The organism is Blautia sp. aa_0143 (assembly GCF_004167315.1).
Lineage (GTDB): Bacteria > Bacillota > Clostridia > Lachnospirales > Lachnospiraceae > Blautia_A > Blautia_A fusiformis.
Map to the genome: position 1 here is coordinate 1 of NZ_RCXU01000010.1, position 23,871 is coordinate 23,871.

A 23,871-nucleotide genomic window follows, 5' to 3' on the forward strand; every position below is an offset into this window, starting at 1 on the left:
GCAGCATACTCTGTGAGCAGCTCCTTCAGCCGGACGTCCACACCATTAATTAATACTTTTCGTCTATACTTTGGACACCATACTACATGGTATTTACAGGAATAGACGACATTGTTGTTTGATTTATATGTTGTGTTCATATTTGTATTATACTATAGTTTATTAGTTGATACAATTACTATTTTGTCCATCTTCAATTACTTGCATAAATTCGATGGACGCGTCTTATATCCCCATAGCTGAAGCAAAGGGTTTTACGACGCATTGGATAATATAATTTTCACACCATAAAAATTCCCCTGAACGCGGATAATTTTCCGTATCCAGGGGATTCTTCTTTCTTCTCTATAATTGCCAGCTCATTACCATCATATTGGTCCGGATTTTCCCGAAAGCTACTCTGTTCAAAGTACTTTTCGTCCGTTTACAGTCAGCTTGAAGGTTGTTCCCAAAATTTCTGCTGATTTTCTGCAGAACATCATCCGATCAAGAAAAATCTCAAAATAGTCATACATGGAACAGATATTTTCATCGATCTGAAGGTTCAGTGCGATCACAGATTTTTCTTCATCAATCTTAAGCTTCGAATCTGTCACAGCATAATTCACACGATCGTGAATATCAAACGCAGATCTTTCCTTCTGGCGTACACGGCTTCTTCTGACATCAGTTTTGTCCGCAATGATAAGTGCTGCTGATATAACATCTTCCGGGCTTCCTGTTGATTCATCGTGATTTCCGATTGCAGCTATGACAGTTACTCTGTCCTCAAGAGACATGTTGGTATCCTTCAGCAGATCATTTGCAAGAAGGGCACCGTATTCCGCATGATGGTTTCTGTTAATCGCATTTCCGATATCATGCATATATCCGGCGATTTTTGCAAGCTCGATCTCATGCTCCGGGTAGCCGAGTCTTTTCAGAATCTTCCCGGCCTGATGTGCTACCTGAACACAATGTGCCTGTGAATGATCTGTAAATCCAAGCTGTCCCAGGTTTGAATTTCCCTTTTTCAGATATGCATTGATTTCCTTATTATTCGCTACATCCTTATACTTCAAGTTTTTTTACTCTCCCTACGTGTTTCGTGCAGATATTCCCACTCTGCTTATGCTTCTTAGCCATATAGTCAGAGTCTCTTTATTGCGTCCATTGCCAGCGATGATCTCTCGCATTCTTCAGCTGACAATGTGATCTGCCAGCAAAGAGGACTATCCACCATATGTTTCGCCGCATAGCTTAAACCATTTGTCCTTTCATCCAGAAAGGGCCTGTCGATCTGCTGCGGATCTCCCAGCAGTATGATCTTCGTTCCCTGGCCTGCTCTTGTGATAATGCCCTTTACCTGATTTGGTGTCATATTCTGAGCTTCATCAATGATCAGATATGTCTTCGCAATAGACCTTCCTCTGATGAAATTCAATGCTTCCGTCTGAATGATTCCACGTTCAAAAATCTCCGCTATCTTATCACTCAGCTCGTCTTCATCTTCATATCTCTTCTTTTCATCCGAATCAAGGATCTGTTCCAGATTATCGATCACCGGTCTCATCAAAGGTGCTATTTTTTCCTTTTCATCGCCCGGCAGAAATCCTATATCATCGTCAAACTGTGCGTTGGGTCTGCATACGATCACACGGCGATATTCCTGTGCCGGATTGTTATATACCTTTTCCATTCCAACAGCAAGCGAATAAAATGTTTTCGCGGTTCCCGCCATTCCTTTGATGATAACAAGGGGAGCTTCTTTTGCATCTGTCATAAGGGCTTCCTGCATAAAATATTGTCCGACATTTCTCGGTGATATTCCATAGGGCTTGCTTTTTTTGTAAACAAGCTGGACTATCTTTCCTGAGGATACTCTTCCAAGAAGTGTCTTTTTTGTAGACTGATCCGGCTTCAGTATCACAAATTCATTCTCATGAAATTCCGGTATGGTATGATTTCCTTCCTCGTCACTCTGATAAACCTCTTCAAGAGAAATTCCTTTTTTCTTGAACTCCTTGACCTTATCTTCCGGAATGTATACTTCTGTACGACCGGTATACTGTGCATCATCATCTGAGATCTGCTCACGCTCGAAATCCTCTGCCTGAATTCCCATGATCTGTGCCTTCAGACGAAGTACGATATCCTTTGTCACCAGAATAACCTGCTCATCTGTTTCCGCAAGACCTCTGCATACCTTCAGGATCCTGTTATCCGGTTTGTCATCCGGAAGATCCGGCGGCAGCTCTACGTGTACAAAATTTTTTTCAATACGCAGAATACCACCGCCGGAAAGTGCTACTCCCTGTAACAGATCACCCTTCTGCCTGTACCATTCCAGCTTTCGGACTGCGGCTCTTGCATTGATTCCTTTTTCGCCCTCTGCCTTTTTAAGTCCATCCAGTTCTTCCAGCACCACCAGCGGAAGTACCAGATTATTGTCCTCAAAACACTCCAATGCATATGGAGCCTGGATCAGTACATTCGTATCTATCACATAGGTTTTTATCATATATGCATGCGCTCCTTTTCTGACTTCTGTCCCTTTTTCAGAAAATATGGTAGCATGCTTATTTTTTCGGTACTATCTCATTATTATGATTTTTGTATAAAATTATCGTAAAATCTTCTATTCCATGATGAAGCGGAACCTTCCTACAGTGCCTCTTTATACAGTGCCAGGATATCCTCCCGAACGGTTTTCTGAGGATTTATCGCAATGTTTCCGCTTTTCATGGCATCCTCTGTCATCTGTGCAAAATACTCATCCGTAACCCCTGCATCCGATAATTTCGCCGGGATCCCAACCTGTGTATTCAGCTCACGGACTGCCTGCTCCAGCATTCCTTTTGAAAACTCAGACTCACATTTCTTTTCCGTGGAAATATAATTATAAATCTTCTGATATTTTCCGAAGGCTGCCTCTTCGTTATATTTCACGATATACGGAAACAGGATTCCGTTTGCAACACCGTGAGGCACATTGAAAAAAGCACTGACCGGATGGCTCATGGCATGGATATTTCCAAGTCTTGCCCAGGAAAAAGCAATCCCGGCAAACAGAGAGCCTGCCAGCATATCGGAAGCTGCTTCCAGATTGCTGCGGTCTGCCACGTAGGTGCGGATGCTCCGCCCGATCAGCTCCATCGCTTTTTCGCTCATTGCCTCGGAAAATGGAGATGCGTCCAGAGAAACGTAGGATTCCTCTGCGTGGATCAGCGCATCGATCCCGCAGGCAGCCGCCACGGAAGCAGGTGCGGAGGTAAGAAGCAGCGGATCCAGAAGTGCATAAGCCGGGATCAGCTTATAGGAAAATACTGTAAGCTTGTAATTTCGTTTGTGATCGGTAATAACAGAAAAAGCCGTAACCTCTGAACCGGTTCCGGCAGTTGTGGGAATAGCAATCAGTGGGATGATCTCCCCCGGAACCTTGTCCGCACCTTCATATTCTGTGATGCTGCCGCCGTATTTCGCCACAACGCCTACTGCTTTTGCCACATCCATAGGGGAACCGCCGCCAAGAGCAACAATAAAATCCGCCCCGCTTGTCAGGAATGCTTCAGCTGCACGTTCCACAGTCTCCACCGATGGATTTCCTTCTGTATCACAGAAGGTGCTGACTGCAATGCCGGCCTGTGTAAGGATTTCTTCACACTGCCCCACTACGCCAAGTCTGTTCAGTGTGGGGCCGGAAATGATAAAGCCATGTTTTCCGCCAAGCTTCCCGGCTGCCCCGGGAAGCTCCTTTAATACACCTTCACCAAAAAGAATATTCTGCGGTACGGAAAATGTAAATCTTTTCATGCTGTTCGTCTCCTCTGCTTATTCTGAAAGTGCATTTACCGTCTCTTCAATGATGGCAGCCGCCTGATCACAGTCTTCCTCTGTAATGATCAGCGGCGGTACCATACGGATGGTATGTGCTCCGATGGCAGTGATCAGGAGATGTCTGTCAAGACAGCCATGCTTTACATCCACACCGGAAATAGTATCATCAAATTCCACACCTACCAGAAGACCCTGACCACGAACCTCTTTTACATGAGGGATCTTTGCAAGCTTTTCCATAAAATAAGCTCCCATTTTTGCCGCATTGCCAGCCAGATCTCTGTCAAGAAGTTCACCAACCTCGGCCAATGCTGCAGCACAGGAAACCGGATGTCCGCCGAAGGTTGTTCCGTGAGAACCAGGTGTGAAAGCTTTTGCCACTTCCTCTGTAGCACAGATCGCGCCGATCGGCATACCGCCTCCAAGTGCTTTTGCCATGGACACGATATCCGGTTTGATCCCGTAATGCATATAGCTCATCACCTTACCGGTTCTGCACCAGCCTGTCTGAACCTCATCAATAAGAAGGAGCATATCGTTCTCATCACAGAATTCCCGGAGTCCCTTCATAAATTCCATGGTTGCCGGATGGACACCGCCCTCGCCCTGTACAGGCTCTATCATAATGGCAATGGTATTTTCCGTGCAGGCATCTTTGAAAGCCTCAAGATCATTGTACGGTGCATAGGAAAATCCGTAGGTCATGGGACCAAAGCCAACCTGGCATCCGTTTCCCGGCTGTCCGGTGGCGGACATGGCGCCAAAGGTTCTTCCATGGAATCCCATTTTTGCAGTTACGATATGATAACGGTTCGGACCATATTTTTCGATTCCGTATTTTCTTGCCATTTTGATCATGGCCTCATTTGCCTCTGTACCGGAGTTCTGGAAAAAGATCTTATCCATTCCGATGGTTGTGCAGACCTTTTCAGCAAGAAGAGCCTGGGGAATGGTGTACGGATAGTTGAAGGTATGCATCAGTGTCTGCGCCTGGTCTACAACCGCTTTTACTACCTTCTCATTGCAGCTTCCTGCGGAGTTTACTGCGATACCTGCATAAAAATCCAGATATTTTTCGCCCTTCTCATTGTAGATATACTGGTCTTTTGCACTTTCTGCCAGAAAATCCATTCTCTCATAGGTCTCGATCATGTATTTGTTTACTTTTTCCTTGATATCCTCAAATGTCAGTCCTGTTTCTTCCAGCTTCATTTCTTTTCCTCCCCTTTTGTGATCTGTTCTGATAAGATCTGTTCCCGTGTGATCAGACCCTTCATCACCAGATATTCTTCGATCATCTTTACGCATCCTGCAATTCCGACTTTTTCACTGTTCAGCGTCATATCGTAGTTGACGGGATTGGTCCAGTAATTACCTTTTGTATAATATTTATAATAGTCCGCTCTGTACTTATCTGTATTCTCAATGGTGGCTGCTGCCACATCTGAGGATACCTTCATCCTCTGCATGGTCCGCTCCAGACAGAAGGCACGCGGCGCTTCGATATAGATACTTACCACATTTTTTCTGCCCTTTAAGACATAATCCGCACATTTTCCGACAATCACGCAGGATTCCTGATCTGCCAGGTTTCTGATGATCTGTGACTGATACTCAAACAACCGGTCATCGGAAACAAATTTCTCATTTCTTGCAATGTACTGCCTGGATCTGGGCAGCCCTTTAAGGAATCCTGTAAATCCTCCGTTATTCCGGATACGCTCATTGATATCCAGGAAGAGCTTTTCATCCAGTCCGCTCATCTGGCTTGCCAGTGTCAGGATACGGTTTTCATAACAGTGGATCCCAAGATCTTTTGCCAGCATGGAGGCGATTTCCTTTCCGCCGGTTCCAAAACCTCTGGCAAAGGTTACAATAAAATTTTCCATTTTATACTCCTTCCTATCCTGCCAGATAACGGCTCAAAAATTCTCTGGTACGGGCATTTTTAGGATTTTTAAACAGCTCCGCCGGAGGTGCATCCTCCACAATGTAACCCTGATCCATAAAAATCGTCCTAGTGGAAACATCTCTGGCAAATGCCATCTCATGAGTCACAATGATCATGGTAAGGCCTGTGGTCGCCAGCTCCTTCATAACATTTAAAACCTCGCCTACCATCTCCGGGTCCAGTGCTGATGTAGGTTCATCAAAAAGCAGGACCTCCGGATTCATGCAGAGCGATCTTGCAATGGCAACCCTCTGCTTCTGTCCACCGGAAAGCTGTGTTGGATTTGCATTGATAAACGGTGCCATTCCTACCTGCTTCAGATGTGTGATCGCCCTGTCAAAGGCTTCTTCCTTTGACAGATGAAGGACTTTTCTTGTACAGAGCATACAGTTCTGAAGAACAGTCATGTTATTAAAGAGATTAAATGACTGAAATACCATGCCGACCTTTGACCGGTAATCATTGATCTCCTTCTGGACTGCTCCGATCTCTTTTCCATGATAGCGGATCTTTCCGCTGGTCTGGGTTTCCAGCTTGTTGATACAGCGAAGCAGAGTGGATTTTCCGGAACCGGAGGAACCAACGATACAGATGATCTCACCCGGCTCCACGTTGAAATCGATTTTTCGCAGTACCTCATGCTGCCCGAATGCTTTACTTAATTCCTCAACGGATATGATTGCATCACCCATTATTTTTCCCTCCTTACGGATTTTCCATATATTCCACTGCCAGTGCGTAGTTCTCTGTTTTCTTCACCTTCTTTTCAAGGAATGTAAACAGACGGTTGAATACAAAGCAGAGTACAAAATAGATCACTGCAATAACAAGATAGGATTCAAAATATTTATAATAATTTCCGCCTACAGTTTTCGCTGCCATAAACAGCTCCTGAACTGCGATAACATTCAGAACGGAAGTCATTTTCAGATTTGTAAGAAATGTATTTGCCATCTCAGGGATGATGTTTTTGAAGGCCTGTGGAAGTACTACATAGATCATGGTCTTCATAGGTGACATTCCCATGGCCCAGGCGCCTTCTCTCTGTCCCATATCAATGGAACCGATGCCGGCTCTGACAGTTTCTGCCATGTAAGCTCCGGTGTTCAATACCGTTACCATAACACCTGCAAACAATGGTGTAATATTCACATTTGCCTGACGGATACCATAATACAGGACCATTGCCTGAACGATCATTGGCGTATCTCGGAAAACCTCCACATAGATCCTGCAGATTGCCTTTAAGATTTTAAAAATTCCTTTTTTCAGAATGCTGTCGCCTTCATTGATACGGATATCCTGGATGATACCGATGATATAGCCCAGCAGGAAACCAAGAATGGTTCCTGCTACAGCTATATAGAGAGTCAGCCAGGTTCCTTCCAGAAACATACTGGAATATTTTTTTGCCAGAAAGATCATCCATTCCAGGGAATTGGAAGGATCTGTGATTGAAAAGCCTAACATATCTCCACCTCACTTGGACTAGTTCGCTGCCGGCTGCTGTGTCAGAACAGTATCCATCAGCTCATCCATTTTCTCTTTATCGTTCCAGCCGATGTCATCCATAGCACCCTGCAGCTTATCTCTCAGCTCTGTGTCATCTTTTCTTGTTGCGATGCAGACATTGACCATTTCATCATCATCTTTAAAGGTATCCTTCTCATCCAGGTTGATGATCTTCAGATCCTTGTTTGTCAGTGCTGCTGATTCTGCTGTAGGAACATCTACAACGCAGACATCTGCAACTCCGTTGGAGATTGCCATAAAGCACTCTGATGTTGTCTCATAGTTTCCGGACTGCTCTGCACCGTCGATCTGATCCAGAAGCGGTACCCATCCGGTTCCAAGCTGTGTGGTAACCTTACAGCCTGTTCCTGCAAGATCGGAAAGACCTTTGACATCGTCATATTTGCCGCCTGCCTTTACCACGATACAGTTATCTCTGTAATAATATGGTTCTGTAAAAGCATATGATTTTTCTCTTTCTGCCGTTTTTCCCATACCTGCGATGATACAGTCATAATCGCCGGCATCCATGGAGATTCCGATGGAGGACCACTCAACCTTGTGGATCTCCAGCTTCATTCCAAGCTGATCTGCAAGCTTCTGGGCTACTGCCACATCGTAGCCATATGCGTAATAATCACTGTCGTAAATAGGTTCTGCCTTGCTTCCGTCCGGGGTTGTGTCTGTATCCTGGGTCCAGTTGAACGGTGCATATGCACATTCCATACCAACCCTTAACACATCCTTATCGGATTTGTCTGCTGCCCATGTGGAAGCTGCTGTAGATGCTAACATTGCTGCGGAAATAATACCTGTGATCACCATTTTGCCTAAAAGATTTTTTTTCATATTCGTTTCCTCCTCTTCTACATAGCTGGCACAAAACATATTTAACTGGTCGACCTGAACGTTTTCGCCTGTAAACAAAAAGGGCGCTGAAAGAAATTTTTTATTTCCTTCAACGCCTTCGTTGTTTGATAGACTTCATTATACTCAGAAGAAGCCTTTCGTCAACTTTTATTTTGCACAAACAAACTATTCATTTTGCACAGTGTTGTAAATATATGAACCTGCTCTTCAGGAAAACATCAGCTGTTTGATCAGGATACAGTTTATCATATCCAGATATTCCATATAGTCATCCAGCTCAAAATCTATCAGCTCCTGGATCTTATTCATCCGGTACTGCAAGGAATTTCTGTGGATAAAAAGTTCCTTCGCCGTTTTTCCGACGCTGAACCCGTTCATGTAATAGGCAAGCAGGGTATCCAGAAGAAACGTTCCGTTGGCATGATCATATTCCTCCAGCTTTCCCAGCCGTTCATTGCAGTAATTCAGGATCTCATCATGGTTGTCGTTATTGAACAGATACTGATAGATTCCCATGGCTGTTGCACTTAAGACTTTCTTGTGCTTGGGATTTGGAAGTATGTCTTTTTTGGGGATCAGACGCTTTGCCTCCTGATAGCTGGTGCCGAAATCTGCCGGATTGGTGTAGATACCGCCCAGGATACAGGTGCTTCGGATGGTTCCGTGAAACTGCGGACTGGCATCGATCTTCTGCAGAACCTTCTCCAGCTCATGTTCAATGCTTTTGTCTTTTTTTGCCTCAAAAAGAAGAACAAACTTGTTAAGAAACCTGAGGAACATGGGCTTTCCTTCCATTTCCATAACTTCCTGGTTCAGATAATTGGCATAATATTCATAGATATGTTCATCCTGTTCCAGATTGATGCCGTACTTCCGGTCAGCCACAATGATCCCTACTCTGCAGGGTGTGGTAAAGTTGATCCCGAACTGCTGGGAGATTTTTTCGATATAGCGATCATTAATATCATAGCCAAACAAAAGATTGTAAAGATAATCTCCCATCCGTTTATTCTGCATTTCATATTCCAGGATGATCTTTCCCACACTCTGGGCAATATCCACAAAAGAAGCTCCTTCCCACCGGATGTAAAACAGCGGAAGCTTCAGTTCATTTGCTTTGTCGATCATCTCCTTCGGGACGGGCTCCTTGTCATCGGTGATAGAGATCCCAAAGCCGGAAATTCCAAGCCCATACAGTTCTTCCATGGCTTTCTGTGCTTCTTCCAGGTCAAACCGGACATAGTCCACCACACACAGGGCAAAATTCCCCTGGTTCATATGCTCCTCAAAAGGCCGGGTCTGCACCATATAGGTCCATGTGACAGGTCTTGTGAGACCTTTTTCCCCGGCGATCAGTTCCACTCCGTCCAGCTGCAGTTCCAGTATATCCTGACAGGTGATCATATGCATCAACTCCTTATTTTTGCAGTATTTCACACACTCGCATCCATAAACAGGCAAAACAATATCTGATTTTCTCATCCTTCCGTTATCCTAGCAGAAATATCTGATTCCGGCAACTCATAAAAAAACCTGGAAGAACTCAGCCACAGGCACATTATTTCTTCCAGGTTTTTCTGTTTTCAGATTCTCAGTCAGCTGTTTTTGATCCGGCAGCCGGCACAGCTCTGCATCCAGTTACATTCAGATTTATTCTGCCTGTGGTTTGCGTACCTGTGCTGTACCCTTCTTTGCTCCGACAGATTTTTCAGCATGCTCTTTCACAAGATTTCGTCCAAGCAAAGTCAGGCATACAAATGCGATCACTGCAAAAACAGCTCCGATCCCAAATACCACGTTCATCTCATAACCATTGCTGCTCACCAGACCGGAGATCGCCGGTGCGCCAAAGGTTGCGAATACGATACCGAACATAACAAATCCATAATTTTCTCCGGTGTGTTTCATTCCGAAAATGGAGCTTGTCAGAGATGGAAAGCTTCCCATGATGCCGCCATAGCAGCCGTACATCAGCACAACGGCAACCGTTACTGCCAGGGATCTTGATACAGCGAGAACTCCCATAGCGATCACTGCCACGATCAGCACTCCTTTGATGCAGACAATCCTGCCCACTTTATCTGCCAGTGTGGGAAGCACCAGTCTTGCTCCTGCATTGACAATGGATCCAAGCATAACGGCACTGACTGCCACTGCAGACGGGATTCCAAGGTCGATCTGGTAGGTCTGGGATACCGGTGAAACCATAAAATAAGAAATCAGTCCAAAGAACATGGTCGCAAGAAGAAGATAAAAATTCTTTGTTCTCATCATCTCTCCGGATGTATACTGCTTCGTCTCCGGTGTCCCGGACTTTTCCGCAGAGCCACCTGCGTTCACCAGACTCTTATCGGGTGCCTGAAAAAAGATACCGCACAGGATCCAGGAAATCGTGATGGCCACGCCAACGATCAGAAGGGTTTTCTGCACACCTTCCGCTTCCAGCAGCTTTCGACTCAGCGGTGCCAGGAAAAATCCACAAAGTCCGTTGGCAGTTACCACAACGCCGGAAGCAAATCCGGTACGGTCCGGAAACCATCTTTGTACTGTTGCCAGGATCACCGTATAGATCATTCCCTGACCAAATCCCTGCATCACTCCATAGGAGAGATACATAGGAAGCGGTGTGGGAACGATCAGAAATGCGGATGCCAGGATTCCTGCTGCAAAGATCCCGCCTCCGATCCATACAATCGTCTTTTCCTTAAAGCGGTTCTGCATCCTTCCGCCTACGATATTTCCGAATACAAAGGTGCTCAGTGCCAGATAAAAGCACATGGATGCCTGTCCCTGGCTCCAGCCTGCCTGCTCCATCACATAAGGCTGGTAAATAGACCATACATGGGGATATCCTGTAAAAAAGATCGCGAAAGCTCCGAATATCATAGTCAGCAGACGCTGTTTTTTCTGTGTTCCTGTCATAATTTCCTCCTCTGAAAAAGATTTCCGGCCTGCTCTGTACTCTCTGCCCACAGAATGCAGCCTGTTTCTGTACACACGATCTGCACGTTTTCCTGCACATTAGCTTCACTTATCTTTGATATTCTTTTGTTTGCGTGCTATTTTCTTTTATTTGCGTGTCAAATGCGTGTTAATTATGTTGTGTGTATGTTATCACACGCAGTCTTATTATGCAATATAAATTTACAGCTTTTTCTTTTTTCTCATTTTTATCCAAAGTTTACGGTTATTTCTTTGTATATTATTCACAACGGCGTTGTTTTATGCACGCATGTGCACGCGTTAATTCTTGTATGAAATCCTTATTTCATCTAATATATTTCAAATTTTGATCCTTTTCCCGCAGCAAAAAGCACGCATTTTAAGCAGGCGTGCTTTTCCGTTTTTTTATCTCTTTTTCACTTTATCTGTTCACAGTCTCATAACTGTCCCTTAAAAAATTATCTATATTGGATATTTTTAAATACACAAGTAAGTTTTATAATCTGGAACCAACAGAAATCAAACACAAAATCAATGATTACGGAGGAAAAGATCATGTCTGCAACAAATGAAAGATATAAACTGAACAAAGAACTGGCACAGATGTTAAAGGGCGGTGTGATCATGGATGTCACAACACCTGAGCAGGCAAAAATTGCCGAGGCTGCCGGTGCCTGTGCGGTTATGGCCCTGGAGCGTATTCCTGCCGATATCCGTGCAGCAGGCGGTGTTTCCCGAATGAGTGACCCGAAAATGATCGAAGGGATCCAGAACGCAGTTTCCATTCCTGTTATGGCCAAATGCCGTATCGGACATTTTGTGGAAGCACAGGTACTGGAAGCCATTGAGATCGACTATATTGATGAAAGTGAAGTTCTTTCTCCTGCTGATGATGTTTATCATATTAATAAAAGAGAATTCAAAGTTCCTTTTGTATGCGGTGCAAAAGATCTTGGAGAGGCACTCCGCCGCATCAATGAAGGTGCTTCCATGATCCGTACAAAGGGTGAGCCCGGAACCGGTGATATCGTTCAGGCAGTCCGCCATATGCGAAAAATGAACAGCGAGATCGCAAAGCTTACCAGTATGCGTGAAGATGAACTTTTTGAGGCTGCAAAAACTCTCCAGGTTCCTTATGAACTGGTATCCTATGTACATGACAACGGCAGACTTCCGGTTGTAAACTTTGCTGCCGGCGGCGTTGCCACTCCTGCAGATGCCGCTCTTATGATGCAGCTTGGCGCCGAAGGTGTCTTCGTCGGTTCCGGTATCTTTAAATCCGGAAATCCGGCAAAAAGAGCTGCTTCCATCGTAAAAGCAGTTACCAACTACACCGATGCCAGACTGATCGCAGAGCTTTCCAGAGATCTTGGCGAAGCTATGGTCGGGATCAATGAACAGGAAATCGCCTTACTGATGGCAGAAAGAGGCAAATAATGACAATTGCGGTACTGGCTTTACAGGGTGCTTTTGCAGAGCACGAAAAGGTTCTTGATCGCCTCAGCGTTTCTCATATCGAGCTGCGCCAGGCAGGTGATCTTAAAAAGCCCTTCGACGCTCTGATCCTTCCGGGCGGGGAAAGCACTGTTCAGAGCAAGCTATTAAAAGAGCTTGATATGTTTGAGCCCCTGAAAAAAAGAATCGAAAACGGAATGCCCGTTCTGGCTACCTGTGCCGGACTGATCCTTCTGGCTTCTGAGATCGAAGGACAGGACAGCTGTCATTTTGGCACCATTCCCATGTGTGTGCGCAGAAATGCCTACGGAAGACAGCTTGGAAGCTTTCATACGGAAGAAACGGTTAAATCTGTGGGCAAAGTTCCCATGACCTTTATCCGTGCGCCTTATGTGTCTGACGTCCACGATGATACAAGGGTTCTGGCTTCTGTCGAAGACCGGATCGTTGGCGTACAGTACAATGATCAGCTGGCCTTTGCTTTTCACCCGGAACTGGATGAAGACACCCGGATCCATGAAAGATTTCTGGAGATCGTCCGGGATTCCTGCAGCTGAAACTCCGGGATAACAGCCTCTTTTCATCACATGAAATTGTTTTCTGAAAACGAATGCCACCAGGCACACCTGTAAAAAGATGTAAAAATCCGGGAACACAGAGTAATATGAACTGTGTTCCCGGATTTTCTGATATTTTCTGAGCTTTATTTCTCAGCTTATTTGATTGTCTTCAGCTCATACTCCCTGGTTCCCAGACCGATCTTTTCTGCCTGATCCAGAGTTGCCTTCCACTCAATATTCGGATTGGAATCCTTAAAGTGGTCATGATGACAGTGCCATCCCGGCTCTGCCAGATGCTCTCCAAGCTGGCTGTTGGCGATCGGTGTTGCCTTCAGACAGGCATCTGCACAGGCCTGATCCAGTGCAACCGGGTCAAAGCTTGCGAACATTCCGATATCCGGAAGGATCGGCGCATCATTTTCACCATGGCAGTCACAGTTAGGGCTGATATCCTGTACCAGTGCAATATGGAAATGAGGACGTCCGTGACAGACAGCCTGTGCATACTCTGCCATCTTGCGGTCAAGAAGCTCGTTTGCACTGCTATTCGGATTGTATACGGCATCATAGCTGCAGGCGCCGATACAGCGGCCACAGCCTTTGCATTTATCGTAATCGATAACTGCTTTCTTGTTTACATATGTGATCGCATCACTTCCGCACTCTTTCGCACAGCGGCGGCAGCCACGACAGACATCTTCATGGATGGCCGGCTTTCCGCTGGCATGCTGCTGCATTTTTCCGGCACGGCTTCCGCAGCCCATACCGATATTCTTCAGGGCGCCGCCAAAGCCGGTTGCCTCATGTCCCTTGAAATGGCTGAGACTGATAAAAATATCTGCATCCATGATAGCATGTCCGATCAGGGCAGTTTTGCAGTATTCTCCGTTTACTACCGGAACTTCTACTTCATCGGTTCCTCGAACTCCGTCACCGATGATGATCTGACATCCGGTTGTGATCGTGTTAAATCCGTTAAGATTTGCACAGTCCAGATGCTCCAGTGCATTCTTTCTGCTTCCCGGATAAAGAGTATTACAATCTGTCAGGAACGGCATTCCGCCCTGCTCCTTACAGAGATCTGCGACTACCTTTGCATAGTTCGGACGAAGGAATGCCATATTTCCAAGCTCTCCGAAATGCATCTTGATGGCTACGAATTTTCCATCCATATCGATATCTTTGATTCCTGCGGCAACGCAGAGTTTTTTCAGTTTGTCCAGCTGGCTGGTTCCCACCGGACATCGAAAATCAGTGAAATAAACTGTTGATTTCTCCATTCTGGTTTCCCTCCTGTTTGATCATTTCAAAATAAATTTACCCTTTTCCTGACAATATGTCCAGTTTTTACACAAAAAATATATAAAAAATGCGCTACGCTACTCTCGAAAAAGGATCTGCGAAAAATACCGGAACTTTCCATCATTGGTCCAGCACTGCATTCCCACAGCATCTGCCATCTTCTGCGCATCTACACAGTAGGCAGACATACAGGAATTATGCTTGTACGGCCCGGCGCTCATGATCAGAAGATCTGTTTTTCCGCACTCTTTCATCTTCTCTGCGAACTGCTCTGTCAGCTTATTATGTGCAAGCTTGGCTTTTCTGTAATCCATGAGTCTGTCCTGTGTCGTCTGGAGCACCAGTGTGTTCTCATAGCCCAGGGCACGTTCCTTCATTTCTTCCACGGTTCCGCTTTCCGGTGGACATGCAGGATTTTTATCATAATTGCCACAGGCATTTTCTTCACAGAAAACACGGTATTCCGGCACAAACACCAGCTTATCGGTTTTCATGACCGCAGCATCGGAAAAGCCAAGCTTCTTTGCTTCTTCAATAAAATCCATTTTTCTCTCTCCTGTGTTTTTTCTTTTATAGTGCCACATTTTATTTGTATTTACAAGCACAGACTTTCACTCTGCTGCCAGGCGGATAAACTCCTCCATCTCTCTCGTCTTAAACTTATTCTTATGGTAAAAAATCTGCCGGTACATGGATATCTCCACATCCTCCACATGTAAAAGGGCAATTCTTCCTTTCCGGATATCTCGCTCCACAGCCAGATAGGGAAGGAAGGAAAGTCCGTGATTCTTTTCCAGCATGCGGATGATAAAGGCGGTATCACTGATCTCCAGCACCGGTGACAGAGCCTGCTTCTTAAGCGCCAGCTGCTGATCCAGGGCCTGCCGGTAATTGGCATTCTTTTCCGTGAGAAAAAAAGGCTCTTCCAGGATATCCCCCATCTTCAGCGTCTTTCCGGCAAATTCCGAATCTGCGGAGGCCACAAATACCACAGGTTCAGCTTTCTCCATTACTTTGATCCAGTTCTGGTCCCACCTTGGAGTGTCCAGTATGTAAATAAGATCAAGCCCGTTATGCTCCATCATCCGTATCAGCTGTTCCGGTGTATCAATAGTCACCTGCAGGCTGACCTTCGGGTGAAGCTGGCGGAATTTACTCAGGACCGAAGGGAGCTTGGCAGTACACAGGGATTCGATCGTCCCGATATGCAATGGATTTTTCAGTTCTGCATCATCATTCATTGACTTTTTTGCTTTATTTACATCATATAAGATCCTGCTTGCATGCTCCATAAACTCTTTTCCGGACGGAGTAAGCACCACACGCTTTCCTGTTCTGTCAAAAAGTCTTGTTTCCAGCTCATTTTCCAGAAGACGGATCTGGACAGTGATCGCTGACTGGGTGTATCCCAGAACCTCTGCTGCCCTTGAAAAGCTCTGAAGCTGTGCTACATGTACAAACGTCTCCAACTGACGGATTTCCATGATTTTCTCCCTTTTACTATGAAATTTTTTCATCGTGATGATGAAATCTGTGAATTTGCCTTATTTTTATGTCAATGTTACAATACAATCACGAGGACGTCAATCGTATTTTTGTGCAAAATGAATAAATTCATACTTAGGAGGAAAGAATCCAAATGGAAAAGAAAAAAATCAAGATCGGACTTGTGCCAAAGCTGATCATTGCCATCATCGTAGGTATCCTGTTCGGCCAATTCCTTCCGGAAGGCTTCTGTCGCTTTGTTGTAACCCTTTCCGGATTTTTCAGTACCTTTCTGAAATTCGTCATCCCGCTGATGATCCTTGCCTATGTGACCATGGGTATTGCGGAGCTTTCACAGGGTGCCGGAAAGCTTCTCCTGATCACAGTGGCTCTGGCTTATGGCTCCACTCTGATCGCAGGTTCCGCATCCTATCTGGTATCATCCAGCCTGTTCCCGCACTTTATGAGTGAAGGTGCACTGGACCAGATCGCAGCTACCGCAGACGCATCTCTGACACCGTTTTTCTCTATCACACTGGAACCGGTCATGGATACTCTTTCTGCTGTTGCCCTTGCCTTTGTCATGGGACTGTGCCTCTCTTCCATGCGTGGAAAAGAAATGGGAAACAGCCTTTATAACGGAATGAGCGACTTTTCCAAGATCATTGACAAAGTCCTTCATACCATTATCATCCCGCTGCTTCCGCTTTACATCTGCGGAACCTTCACAGATATGACTATTTCCGGAAAAACCTTTGCCATCTTAAGCATCCTCTGGAAGGTATTCCTTGTTGTTATCATCATGCACCTGATCTGCATTACGATCCAGTTCGTGATTGCAGGTACTGTCAGCAAAAAGAATCCTTTCACTCTGATCAAAAATCAGATTCCGGGATACACAACTGCTCTGGGAACCCAGTCTTCCGCAGCTACCATCCCGGTCAACCTGGAATGTGCAAAGAAGGATGGCGTATGTGAGCAGATCCGCAACTTCGTAGTACCGCTCTGTGCAAACATCCACATGGCCGGTTCCATGATCACCATCACAGCCTGTGCTACTGCAGTCTGCCTTATGAACCAGCTGCCCATCAGTCTCGGGATCATCGTTCCGTTCATCATGACTCTCGGTGTTGCCATGGTTGCATCTCCCGGTGCTCCCGGCGGTTCCATCATGACTGCCCTTCCATTCCTTTACATGGTATTCGGAGCGGAAGCCGGTGATCCGGACGGTGCCATCTGTGCTATCATGGTTGCCCTTTACATTACCCAGGATTCCTTCGGAACTGCCTGCAATGTATCCGGTGACAACGCCATCGGCGTGATCGTTGACACTATTTATAAGAAATTTATCGCAAAAACACCACAGGAGAATTAAGCAAAATGTCTTTTATCAGTGTATTTGACGTTATGGGTCCCAACATGATCGGCCCTTCCAGTTCTCATACCGCAGGGGCTGCGCGTATTGCTTTCCTTGCCCAGAAGATGATCACGCCGCCCCTGAAAAAAGTAGAATTCATCCTTTACGGTTCCTTCGCCAGAACATACAAGGGACACGGTACAGACCGTGCCCTCCTTGGCGGGATCATGGGCTTTTCCACAGATGACATGCGTATACGGAATTCTTTTGACATTGCCAGGGAACAGGGGATCGACTTTTCCTTTACTCCAAATGAAGCGGAAACGGATGTACACCCCAACACGGTAGATATCCATATGGTCAATGAACAGGGACAGGAAATGACAGTCCGGGGGGAATCGCTGGGCGGCGGCAAGGTCCGTATTGTGGAGATCAACCACGTAAAGGTGGATTTCACCGGCGAATACAGTGCCATCATCGTGATCCATCAGGATACTCCTGGTGTTGTGGCCTACATCACCAGATGCTTAAGTGAACGTAACATTAACATTGCCTTCATGCGTCTCTTCCGTGAATCCAAAGGAACCACGGCCTATACCATCGTGGAATCCGACGGTCATCTCCCGGAAGATATCGTAGAAAGCATTCACCGGAACACCAACATCCATGATGTCATGGTTGTTCAGATGTAGGGAAAAGGAGGATGTGTTTTATGGATTTCAAAAATGCCAAGGAACTCCTTGCTCTCTGCCAGGAAAAAAAGCTTCCGATTTCCGAAGTAATGCGCCAGCGTGAGATCCTTCTCGGTGAAACCACTGCTGAAATCGTGGACCAGCGCATGGACCGTGTTCTGGAGATCATGAAGGACGCTGCTTTTTCCCCCATCAAAGATCCGGTGATATCTATGGGCGGACTGATCGGCGGTGAAGCCCGAAGACTCTGCGAATTTCATGACCTGGGAAAAAGCCTGTGCGGAGATGTTCTCGGAAAGGGTATCACCTACGCTATGGCAACCCTTGAGACCAACGCTTCCATGGGACTTATCGTTGCCTCTCCTACTGCCGGCAGTGCCGGGATCGTTCCCGGAATGATGCTTGCTCTTCAGGAGGTCTACGGCTTTTCCGATAAAAAGATCCGCCAGGCACTATTTAATGCAGGCGCCATCGGCTATCTTGCCATGCGTAATGCAACAGTTGCAGGTGCTGTCGGCGGATGTCAGGCTGAGGTCGGAATCGCTTCCGCAATGGCTGCTTCCGCTGCTGTGGAACTTCTTGGCGGTACACCTCTTCAGTGTACTTATGCGGCTTCCACCGTTCTTATGAATATGCTCGGTCTTGTGTGTGACCCGGTAGGCGGCCTGGTGGAATATCCCTGCCAGAACCGTAATGCAGCCGGTGTTTCCAATGCCCTTATCGCAGCGGAAATGTCACTGGCCGGTATCACCCAGTTCATCCCTCTGGATGAGATGATCGATACCATGTATACCGTAGGCAAAAAGCTCCCTGCAGAGCTTCGTGAAACTGCTCTCGGCGGCTGTGCGGCCACACCGTCTGCCTGTGAGAAGTGTCATCTTTGCAGTTAATGAACAGGGTATAACACATAATAAACAGAGCTTCAACTGAAACAACTCAAACAACAAAACGGAGGATTCCCGAACTTCTTTTTCCAGGAATTCTCCGTTTTCTTTTGGGCATGCGGACATTTTACAGCTCTGCTGTTTTTTATGTATCAGATCTTCTCGATCTTATTTCTCAATTTCAGCATTCTGTAGTCCAGATTTGCAATTTCTTCTGCATATTTTTTTAATTCTGATTCAATTTCCGCATTATCTCTTTTTTTATAATACAATTCGTATTCTAACACAGACCAGTAATCCATTGCAATGGTCCGAAGCTGTATTTCCACCAGCTCCTTCTGTTCACCGTCCGCAGAATAGATCGGAACCTTTACAATAAGATGAAGACTTTTGTAACCGTTTTTCTTTGGATTTCTGATATAGTCCTTGATCCGGATGATTTCGATATCTCTCTGCATTTCCAGAAATTCTGCCACCTGGTAAAGCTCATCCTCAAAAGGACAGACCACGCGGATTCCAATGAGATCCTTCAGGTTTTTCCTGGCTGTGTCAAAATCCGGTTCCAACCCCTTTTTCAGAAGCTTCGCATAAATACTTTCCGCACTTTTGATCCGACTGGTAGTCTGACTGATCACAGTACGCTTTTTCTGCCCGGAAAGCTCTGCATTGATCATCTTAAGCTTCGCCATAAGGATATCGATGGCAGCCTTACAACGGAGGCGATAATCCGCATCTTTGATATAACTGTCGATCGCTGCAGTTTTTTCTTTTGCCAGCTTCTGATGCTCCGGTTCCAACGGATCCGGCTTTCTGCTTTTCTCCGCTTCCTGATCCGGATTTTCCTTTTCCTTCTCTTCTTTGACCTGTGCCAATCCCGTTTTAAAGGATTTCTGTTTTTTCCTTATTTTTTTCTTTGATTTCTTTTTTGTCATGCTTGTCTTATATTATATTTATTATTTTTCTTGTTCATCATATATATTATACCCGACACATGATATTTTTCATCAAATCAACGTAAGGCTATTGTTAAATCTATGGTAAAAAATCCTCCGAAAAGTCTCAGGATCCTATCTTCTGATATACCCGTGACTTCCCGAAGGATTTTTTCATACATAATTTTATTTTAACCGAATCAGACAAGTAGCGAAGCAGATCACGAATATCCGCTTGACTAAAACAATTTACAGAAATTCCGACTGCAGCGCATCGTATCCGGTCTCACCTGTACGGATACGAACAGCGTTACGGATCTCATAGCTGAAGATCTTGCCGTCACCGGGATCACCGGTAAACGCGGCTTTCTGCACAGCATCAATAACTTTGATCTCCCAGTCCTCGGATGATACTACGATCTCAAATTTGATCTTCGGTTTCAGAAATACGTCGATCTTGGAGCCACGGACATATTCCGTGTAGCCTCGCTGTGTTCCGCAGCCCATGATCTGGGTTACTGTAAAACCGTTAACCTGGATCTCATTTAACGCTGCTTTTACATCTTCCATTTTTTCTTCTCTTACGATTGCTTCTATTTTTATAAGCATACGATTTCCTCCATTTTCACACGATCATTGCCGGACAAATTCTTTTATCAGTCAAATCCATTAAATGACGGATATGCATTCTCTCCATGCTGGGATGCATCCAGCCCGACCATCTCTTCCTTCGGATCTACACGAAGCGGTGTAAAGATACGCACGATCCCGATACAGATCAGAGTTCCCACAATGGCAACCGCAATGGTGATCACAATACTCAATACCTGCGCCAGGAACAGACGGTGATCTCCAAACACAAGGCCATCCCATTTTGCAACAGAGTTAATGGAAGTTTTTCCGAAAAGACCTGTTGCGATTCCTCCCCAGATACCACCGATACCATGGCAGCCAAAAGCATCCAGGGCATCGTCGATCTTCAGCTTCTGTTTCAAAAGGATCACAGTAAAGTAACAGATCGGGCTTACCAGGATCCCAATGATAAAGGATGCCCATACCGGTACGAAACCAGCTCCCGGTGTAATGGCTACCAGTCCGATAACAAGACCTGTGGATGCACCAACCAGTGTCGGTTTTCCCTCGCGGATCACCTCGATCAGCATCCAGGTCAGCAGTGCACAGGCAGAAGAAATGCTACTGGTCATAAAGGCATGTGCCGCAAGGCCGTCTGCCTTCAGCGCACTTCCTGCATTAAAGCCGAACCATCCGAACCACAGCATGGCTGCCCCGAGAAATACAAACGGGATATTGTGCGTACGATAGGTTGCTTTTGCATAGCCTCGTCTCTGTCCAAGATAAATGGCAAGAACCAGTGCACTGACACCGGAACTGATATGTACCACATTTCCTCCTGCAAAGTCCACAGAGCCAATGGCTGCCAGAAATCCACCGTCTCCCCAGACCATATGTGCCATTGGATAATACACAATCAAAGACCAGATCGCAATAAAGAAAAACAGCGCCTTAAAACGCATTCTTCCAACCACGGCACCGGTGATCAGTGCCGGTGTGATCATGGCAAACATCATCTGGAACGCCACAAATACCAGATGCGGGATCGTATCCGCATAAGGTCCCGGCTCCCAGCCTACGCCATTCAGCGCAAACCAGCGAAAATCTCCGATGATCCCGCCATGATTTCCTCCAAATGCCAGCGAATATCCAAACAATGTCCACATAACTACGGACAGTCCCATGATCGCCCCACAGGCCATTATGGTATTTACCACATTTTTCCTGCGGACCAGTCCTCCGTAGAAAAACGCAAGCCCAGGTGTCATAAAGAACACAAAGGCTGTACAGATCAGTATAAAGCCGGTATCTCCTGCATTCATCATTCATTTCCTCCTCGATTCCCTCAATTATTCTGCAACGCAAAAAGCGCCTGGAAACTCAATTTCCAGACGCCTTTGTCATGTCAGTTAGCATAGCAGATAATTTGTGGGTTTTCAAGAGTTTTTTCGCTATTTTTCTGTTTTCTTACAGAATTACTATGTTTTATGTGGATATGAAATTTATTTTCGGCAATCTATCCGGTTATAAATATTGGAGAGATTTTATTTTATCTCTTACTGTACTATAACACGGACTATGCTCAGAATCAGCAGATGTGCCGGATAAAAAATATAGAAAAACCACTTGGAAAACTTCGGTGCTTTTTCGGATTTTTTGCCATTATAGAAGCACAGGATGATGATTCCTGATGCTACGATCCCTGCTGCCGAAAACAGAGCATGGATCATTGCCGGTCCGGCTGCCATTTTTTCCACGTAGGAGCTGTAGTTAAACAGCACAAAAAGGGCAGCACCGACTCCGTACGCTGTTATCATCCTCTTCCTGTTCCCCCAGCTCTCATGGAACCAGATGGTAAAAACCGGTGCCAGGATTGCCCAGTCCGAACAAACGGATAGTAAAAGAAGCAGGATCAGAAGTGGAATTCTCCATTTACTTGCCATCATCCTTTCCTGAACAACCAGGATCATAAAACAGATAAACAGAGTAAAGATCATATTCAGCTGTGAATTTCCAAAGGCTATCATATAGGGAACCTGGGAGATTCCGGCAAAGATCAGAAGCCTTTCACCGTATTTTCTCCGGGAATGTGTATAGTAAAAACCTTCCACAAGAAAATAGCACATGGTAATGGCTGTGAAGTAGCCAATGTCTATAAACACTTCCCACAGGATCGTGTTTTCCGGCAGAAGCACGTTGGCGATATGATTCAGAAGCATGGTAAAAATTGCCAGATATTTAATGGCATCCCGGGTCAGTCCCGGCTTTTCTGTTGTTGGCATGATCTTCTCCTTCTGTGCAGAAAAATTTTCAGATCTTTCACATCTTCTGCACAATATAATACATTTATCTTACACTGATTTTCTGACTCATACAACTTTTTTTGTTATTGCTGGAGTTGCCTTTTTCTTAAGGTAAGCTTATACTGTAGAAAGCGTGCTGTATTTTATATGGCAAAACTTCTCAGCAAACACTGTAAAACAATAAATTCGGAAAGGAATTATCGATCATGATCCAGGATATCGCACCACATACCTATCACAATGAGTACAAACCTGTGGCCCCGGATAAAGAAAGCCACATCCTCGCCTATGAAGAAGGAAAGATCCTTATGAAAAAAGATGGCGAGACTATGACTCTTCCAAGCTTTGGAGAGCTGGAAGGAAAAGTTGAAAATCTCTATGAGAATTATATCTATCTCTTCTCCATTGACGAAGAGCATTTTTATCTGATCCCGGATCTTGACACCAGTCTCCTTCCTGGTTATCAGTTTGAGATCACAAGAGTTCTCCGCACAGCGGAGCCACAGTATCTGGCTTTCGCAGGAATCACCGGATATCAGCTCTTTCAGTGGTACAGCAAGCGCCGTTTCTGCGGCTGCTGCGGCAAACCGATGGTACATGATAAACATGAGCGCAAGATGATCTGCCCTGCCTGTGGAAACGGTGAATATCCGGTGCTTTCTCCGGCTGTGATCGTAGGCGTTACCAACGGCGACAAGCTGATTCTCTCCAAATATGAGGGTCGAACTCACACCCGCTACGCCATGATCGCAGGTTTTGCCGAGATTGGTGAGACCATCGAGGAGACCGTTCACCGTGAAGTTATGGAAGAGATCGGCGTAAAGGTCAAAAATCTCCGCTACTACAAGAGCCAGCCATGGTCCTTCTCCGGAACCCTTCTGTTTGGCTTCTACTGTGATCTGGATGGCGACGACACTCTGACTGTAGACCACGATGAGCTTTCCATGGCCTCCTGGTTCGACCGGGAAGACATTCCGGATGAAGGAGATAATATCAGCCTTACCAAGGAAATGATGATGGCATTTAAGCATGGAAAAGCCTGAAGTATCGCTTGCCTGATTCCGTAAACAATTTTTCGTAACCAATTTCACAAAAAACACCGGCCATTCATCTGTAACATGTCCTGTCCAGGCTGCCAGATCATCTCTGACATCTCAGCCCCAGTACATATTCCGATGAATGCCGGTGTTTTTATTTTCTATTTTTCTATTTTTCTTCCGAGTCGGAGCAATCTGC

24 protein-coding genes are annotated in these 23,871 nt (G+C 45.5%); 6 read left to right on the top strand and 18 right to left on the bottom strand.

The genetic code is table 11. The features are described from left to right. The 11 genes from EAI83_RS06280 to EAI83_RS06330 all read right to left on the bottom strand — a co-directional run. The coding region (locus EAI83_RS06280) for a transposase (RefSeq protein WP_192925806.1) at positions 1-140 on the bottom strand (140 nt) is incomplete at its 3' end. A gap of 264 nt (positions 141-404) precedes the next feature. Further along, the gene (locus EAI83_RS06285) at positions 405-1,061 is read right to left on the bottom strand and encodes an HD domain-containing protein (protein ID WP_021652193.1); all 657 of its coding nucleotides are present in this window, start codon (positions 1,059-1,061) and stop codon (positions 405-407) included. Positions 1,062-1,129: 68 nt separating this feature from the next. Beyond that, complete coding sequence (locus EAI83_RS06290; protein ID WP_021652192.1) at positions 1,130-2,500, bottom strand: PhoH family protein; 1,371 nt, start codon at positions 2,498-2,500, stop codon at positions 1,130-1,132. A gap of 143 nt (positions 2,501-2,643) precedes the next feature. Further along, positions 2,644-3,792, bottom strand: coding sequence for an iron-containing alcohol dehydrogenase (locus EAI83_RS06295; protein WP_129974789.1), 1,149 nt, complete (start codon positions 3,790-3,792; stop codon positions 2,644-2,646). 18 nt (positions 3,793-3,810) lie between these two features. Then, positions 3,811-5,028: an aspartate aminotransferase family protein gene (locus tag EAI83_RS06300; protein ID WP_021652190.1), complete on the bottom strand. Its 1,218-nt coding sequence runs from the start codon at positions 5,026-5,028 to the stop codon at positions 3,811-3,813. Beyond that, positions 5,025-5,705 (bottom strand): cytidylate kinase-like family protein, encoded by a 681-nt coding sequence (locus EAI83_RS06305; protein WP_021652189.1) that lies wholly within the window; start codon positions 5,703-5,705, stop codon positions 5,025-5,027. Before EAI83_RS06305 ends, EAI83_RS06300 begins: the two co-directional genes overlap by 4 nt. Positions 5,706-5,718: 13 nt before the next feature. Then, complete coding sequence (locus EAI83_RS06310; protein ID WP_276530704.1) at positions 5,719-6,462, bottom strand: amino acid ABC transporter ATP-binding protein; 744 nt, start codon at positions 6,460-6,462, stop codon at positions 5,719-5,721. 10 nt (positions 6,463-6,472) lie between these two features. After that, positions 6,473-7,237: an amino acid ABC transporter permease gene (locus EAI83_RS06315; RefSeq protein WP_021652187.1), complete on the bottom strand. Its 765-nt coding sequence runs from the start codon at positions 7,235-7,237 to the stop codon at positions 6,473-6,475. Between the two features lie 18 nt (positions 7,238-7,255). Further along, the gene (locus EAI83_RS06320; RefSeq protein ID WP_044961899.1) at positions 7,256-8,128 is read right to left on the bottom strand and encodes a transporter substrate-binding domain-containing protein; all 873 of its coding nucleotides are present in this window, start codon (positions 8,126-8,128) and stop codon (positions 7,256-7,258) included. Positions 8,129-8,356: 228 nt separating this feature from the next. Next, the gene (locus EAI83_RS06325) at positions 8,357-9,631 is read right to left on the bottom strand and encodes a PucR family transcriptional regulator (protein WP_021652185.1); all 1,275 of its coding nucleotides are present in this window, start codon (positions 9,629-9,631) and stop codon (positions 8,357-8,359) included. A gap of 168 nt (positions 9,632-9,799) precedes the next feature. After that, positions 9,800-11,071, bottom strand: coding sequence for an MFS transporter (locus EAI83_RS06330; RefSeq protein ID WP_129974790.1), 1,272 nt, complete (start codon positions 11,069-11,071; stop codon positions 9,800-9,802). 576 nt (positions 11,072-11,647) lie between these two features. Here EAI83_RS06330 and pdxS point away from each other — a divergent pair. Both pdxS and pdxT read left to right on the top strand, forming a co-directional pair. Continuing rightward, positions 11,648-12,529: a pyridoxal 5'-phosphate synthase lyase subunit PdxS gene (pdxS, locus tag EAI83_RS06335; protein WP_044961895.1), complete on the top strand. Its 882-nt coding sequence runs from the start codon at positions 11,648-11,650 to the stop codon at positions 12,527-12,529. Then, entirely contained in the window at positions 12,529-13,104 is a 576-nt protein-coding gene (pdxT, locus tag EAI83_RS06340; RefSeq protein ID WP_129974791.1) for a pyridoxal 5'-phosphate synthase glutaminase subunit PdxT, read from the top strand. Before pdxS ends, pdxT begins: the two co-directional genes overlap by 1 nt. 158 nt (positions 13,105-13,262) lie before the next feature. On the opposite strand, the gene EAI83_RS06345 is transcribed toward pdxT, so the two are convergent. From EAI83_RS06345 to EAI83_RS06355, 3 genes are all read right to left on the bottom strand, one after another. Beyond that, the gene (locus tag EAI83_RS06345) at positions 13,263-14,387 is read right to left on the bottom strand and encodes a DUF362 domain-containing protein (RefSeq protein WP_021652181.1); all 1,125 of its coding nucleotides are present in this window, start codon (positions 14,385-14,387) and stop codon (positions 13,263-13,265) included. Between the two features lie 99 nt (positions 14,388-14,486). Continuing rightward, positions 14,487-14,954, bottom strand: a complete 468-nt coding sequence (locus EAI83_RS06350) for a DUF2284 domain-containing protein (RefSeq protein ID WP_044961893.1) — start codon at positions 14,952-14,954, stop codon at positions 14,487-14,489. A 66-nt stretch (positions 14,955-15,020) separates the two neighbouring features. Beyond that, positions 15,021-15,893: a LysR family transcriptional regulator gene (locus tag EAI83_RS06355; protein WP_044961890.1), complete on the bottom strand. Its 873-nt coding sequence runs from the start codon at positions 15,891-15,893 to the stop codon at positions 15,021-15,023. A gap of 155 nt (positions 15,894-16,048) precedes the next feature. On the opposite strand from EAI83_RS06355, the gene EAI83_RS06360 reads away from it, so the two are divergent. Genes EAI83_RS06360 through sdaAA form a run of 3 tightly spaced genes read left to right on the top strand, consistent with a single transcriptional unit; the run spans position 16,049 to position 18,833 of the window. Then, positions 16,049-17,269, top strand: coding sequence for a dicarboxylate/amino acid:cation symporter (locus EAI83_RS06360; protein ID WP_129974792.1), 1,221 nt, complete (start codon positions 16,049-16,051; stop codon positions 17,267-17,269). A gap of 5 nt (positions 17,270-17,274) precedes the next feature. Beyond that, positions 17,275-17,943: an L-serine ammonia-lyase, iron-sulfur-dependent subunit beta gene (sdaAB, locus tag EAI83_RS06365; protein WP_015527273.1), complete on the top strand. Its 669-nt coding sequence runs from the start codon at positions 17,275-17,277 to the stop codon at positions 17,941-17,943. 20 nt (positions 17,944-17,963) lie between these two features. After that, on the top strand, positions 17,964-18,833 hold the full coding sequence (sdaAA, locus tag EAI83_RS06370) for an L-serine ammonia-lyase, iron-sulfur-dependent, subunit alpha (protein WP_021652177.1): 870 nt from the start codon (positions 17,964-17,966) through the stop codon (positions 18,831-18,833). Positions 18,834-18,979: 146 nt separating this feature from the next. On the opposite strand, the gene EAI83_RS06375 is transcribed toward sdaAA, so the two are convergent. The 4 genes from EAI83_RS06375 to EAI83_RS06390 form a co-directional block, all read right to left on the bottom strand. Further along, positions 18,980-19,759, bottom strand: a complete 780-nt coding sequence (locus EAI83_RS06375; protein ID WP_021652176.1) for a GTP pyrophosphokinase — start codon at positions 19,757-19,759, stop codon at positions 18,980-18,982. 249 nt (positions 19,760-20,008) lie between these two features. Next, positions 20,009-20,368 (bottom strand): P-II family nitrogen regulator, encoded by a 360-nt coding sequence (locus EAI83_RS06380; RefSeq protein WP_015527276.1) that lies wholly within the window; start codon positions 20,366-20,368, stop codon positions 20,009-20,011. A 47-nt stretch (positions 20,369-20,415) separates the two neighbouring features. Next, positions 20,416-21,654: an ammonium transporter gene (locus tag EAI83_RS06385; RefSeq protein WP_110102922.1), complete on the bottom strand. Its 1,239-nt coding sequence runs from the start codon at positions 21,652-21,654 to the stop codon at positions 20,416-20,418. Positions 21,655-21,888: 234 nt separating this feature from the next. Next, positions 21,889-22,614 (bottom strand): TraX family protein, encoded by a 726-nt coding sequence (locus EAI83_RS06390; RefSeq protein ID WP_242872532.1) that lies wholly within the window; start codon positions 22,612-22,614, stop codon positions 21,889-21,891. Positions 22,615-22,841: 227 nt separating this feature from the next. Between EAI83_RS06390 and nudC the strand changes: the two genes are divergently transcribed. Beyond that, a complete protein-coding gene (gene nudC, locus EAI83_RS06395) occupies positions 22,842-23,678 on the top strand; it encodes an NAD(+) diphosphatase (protein ID WP_110102902.1) in 837 nt (278 codons plus the stop codon). Positions 23,679-23,871 lie beyond the last annotated feature (193 nt).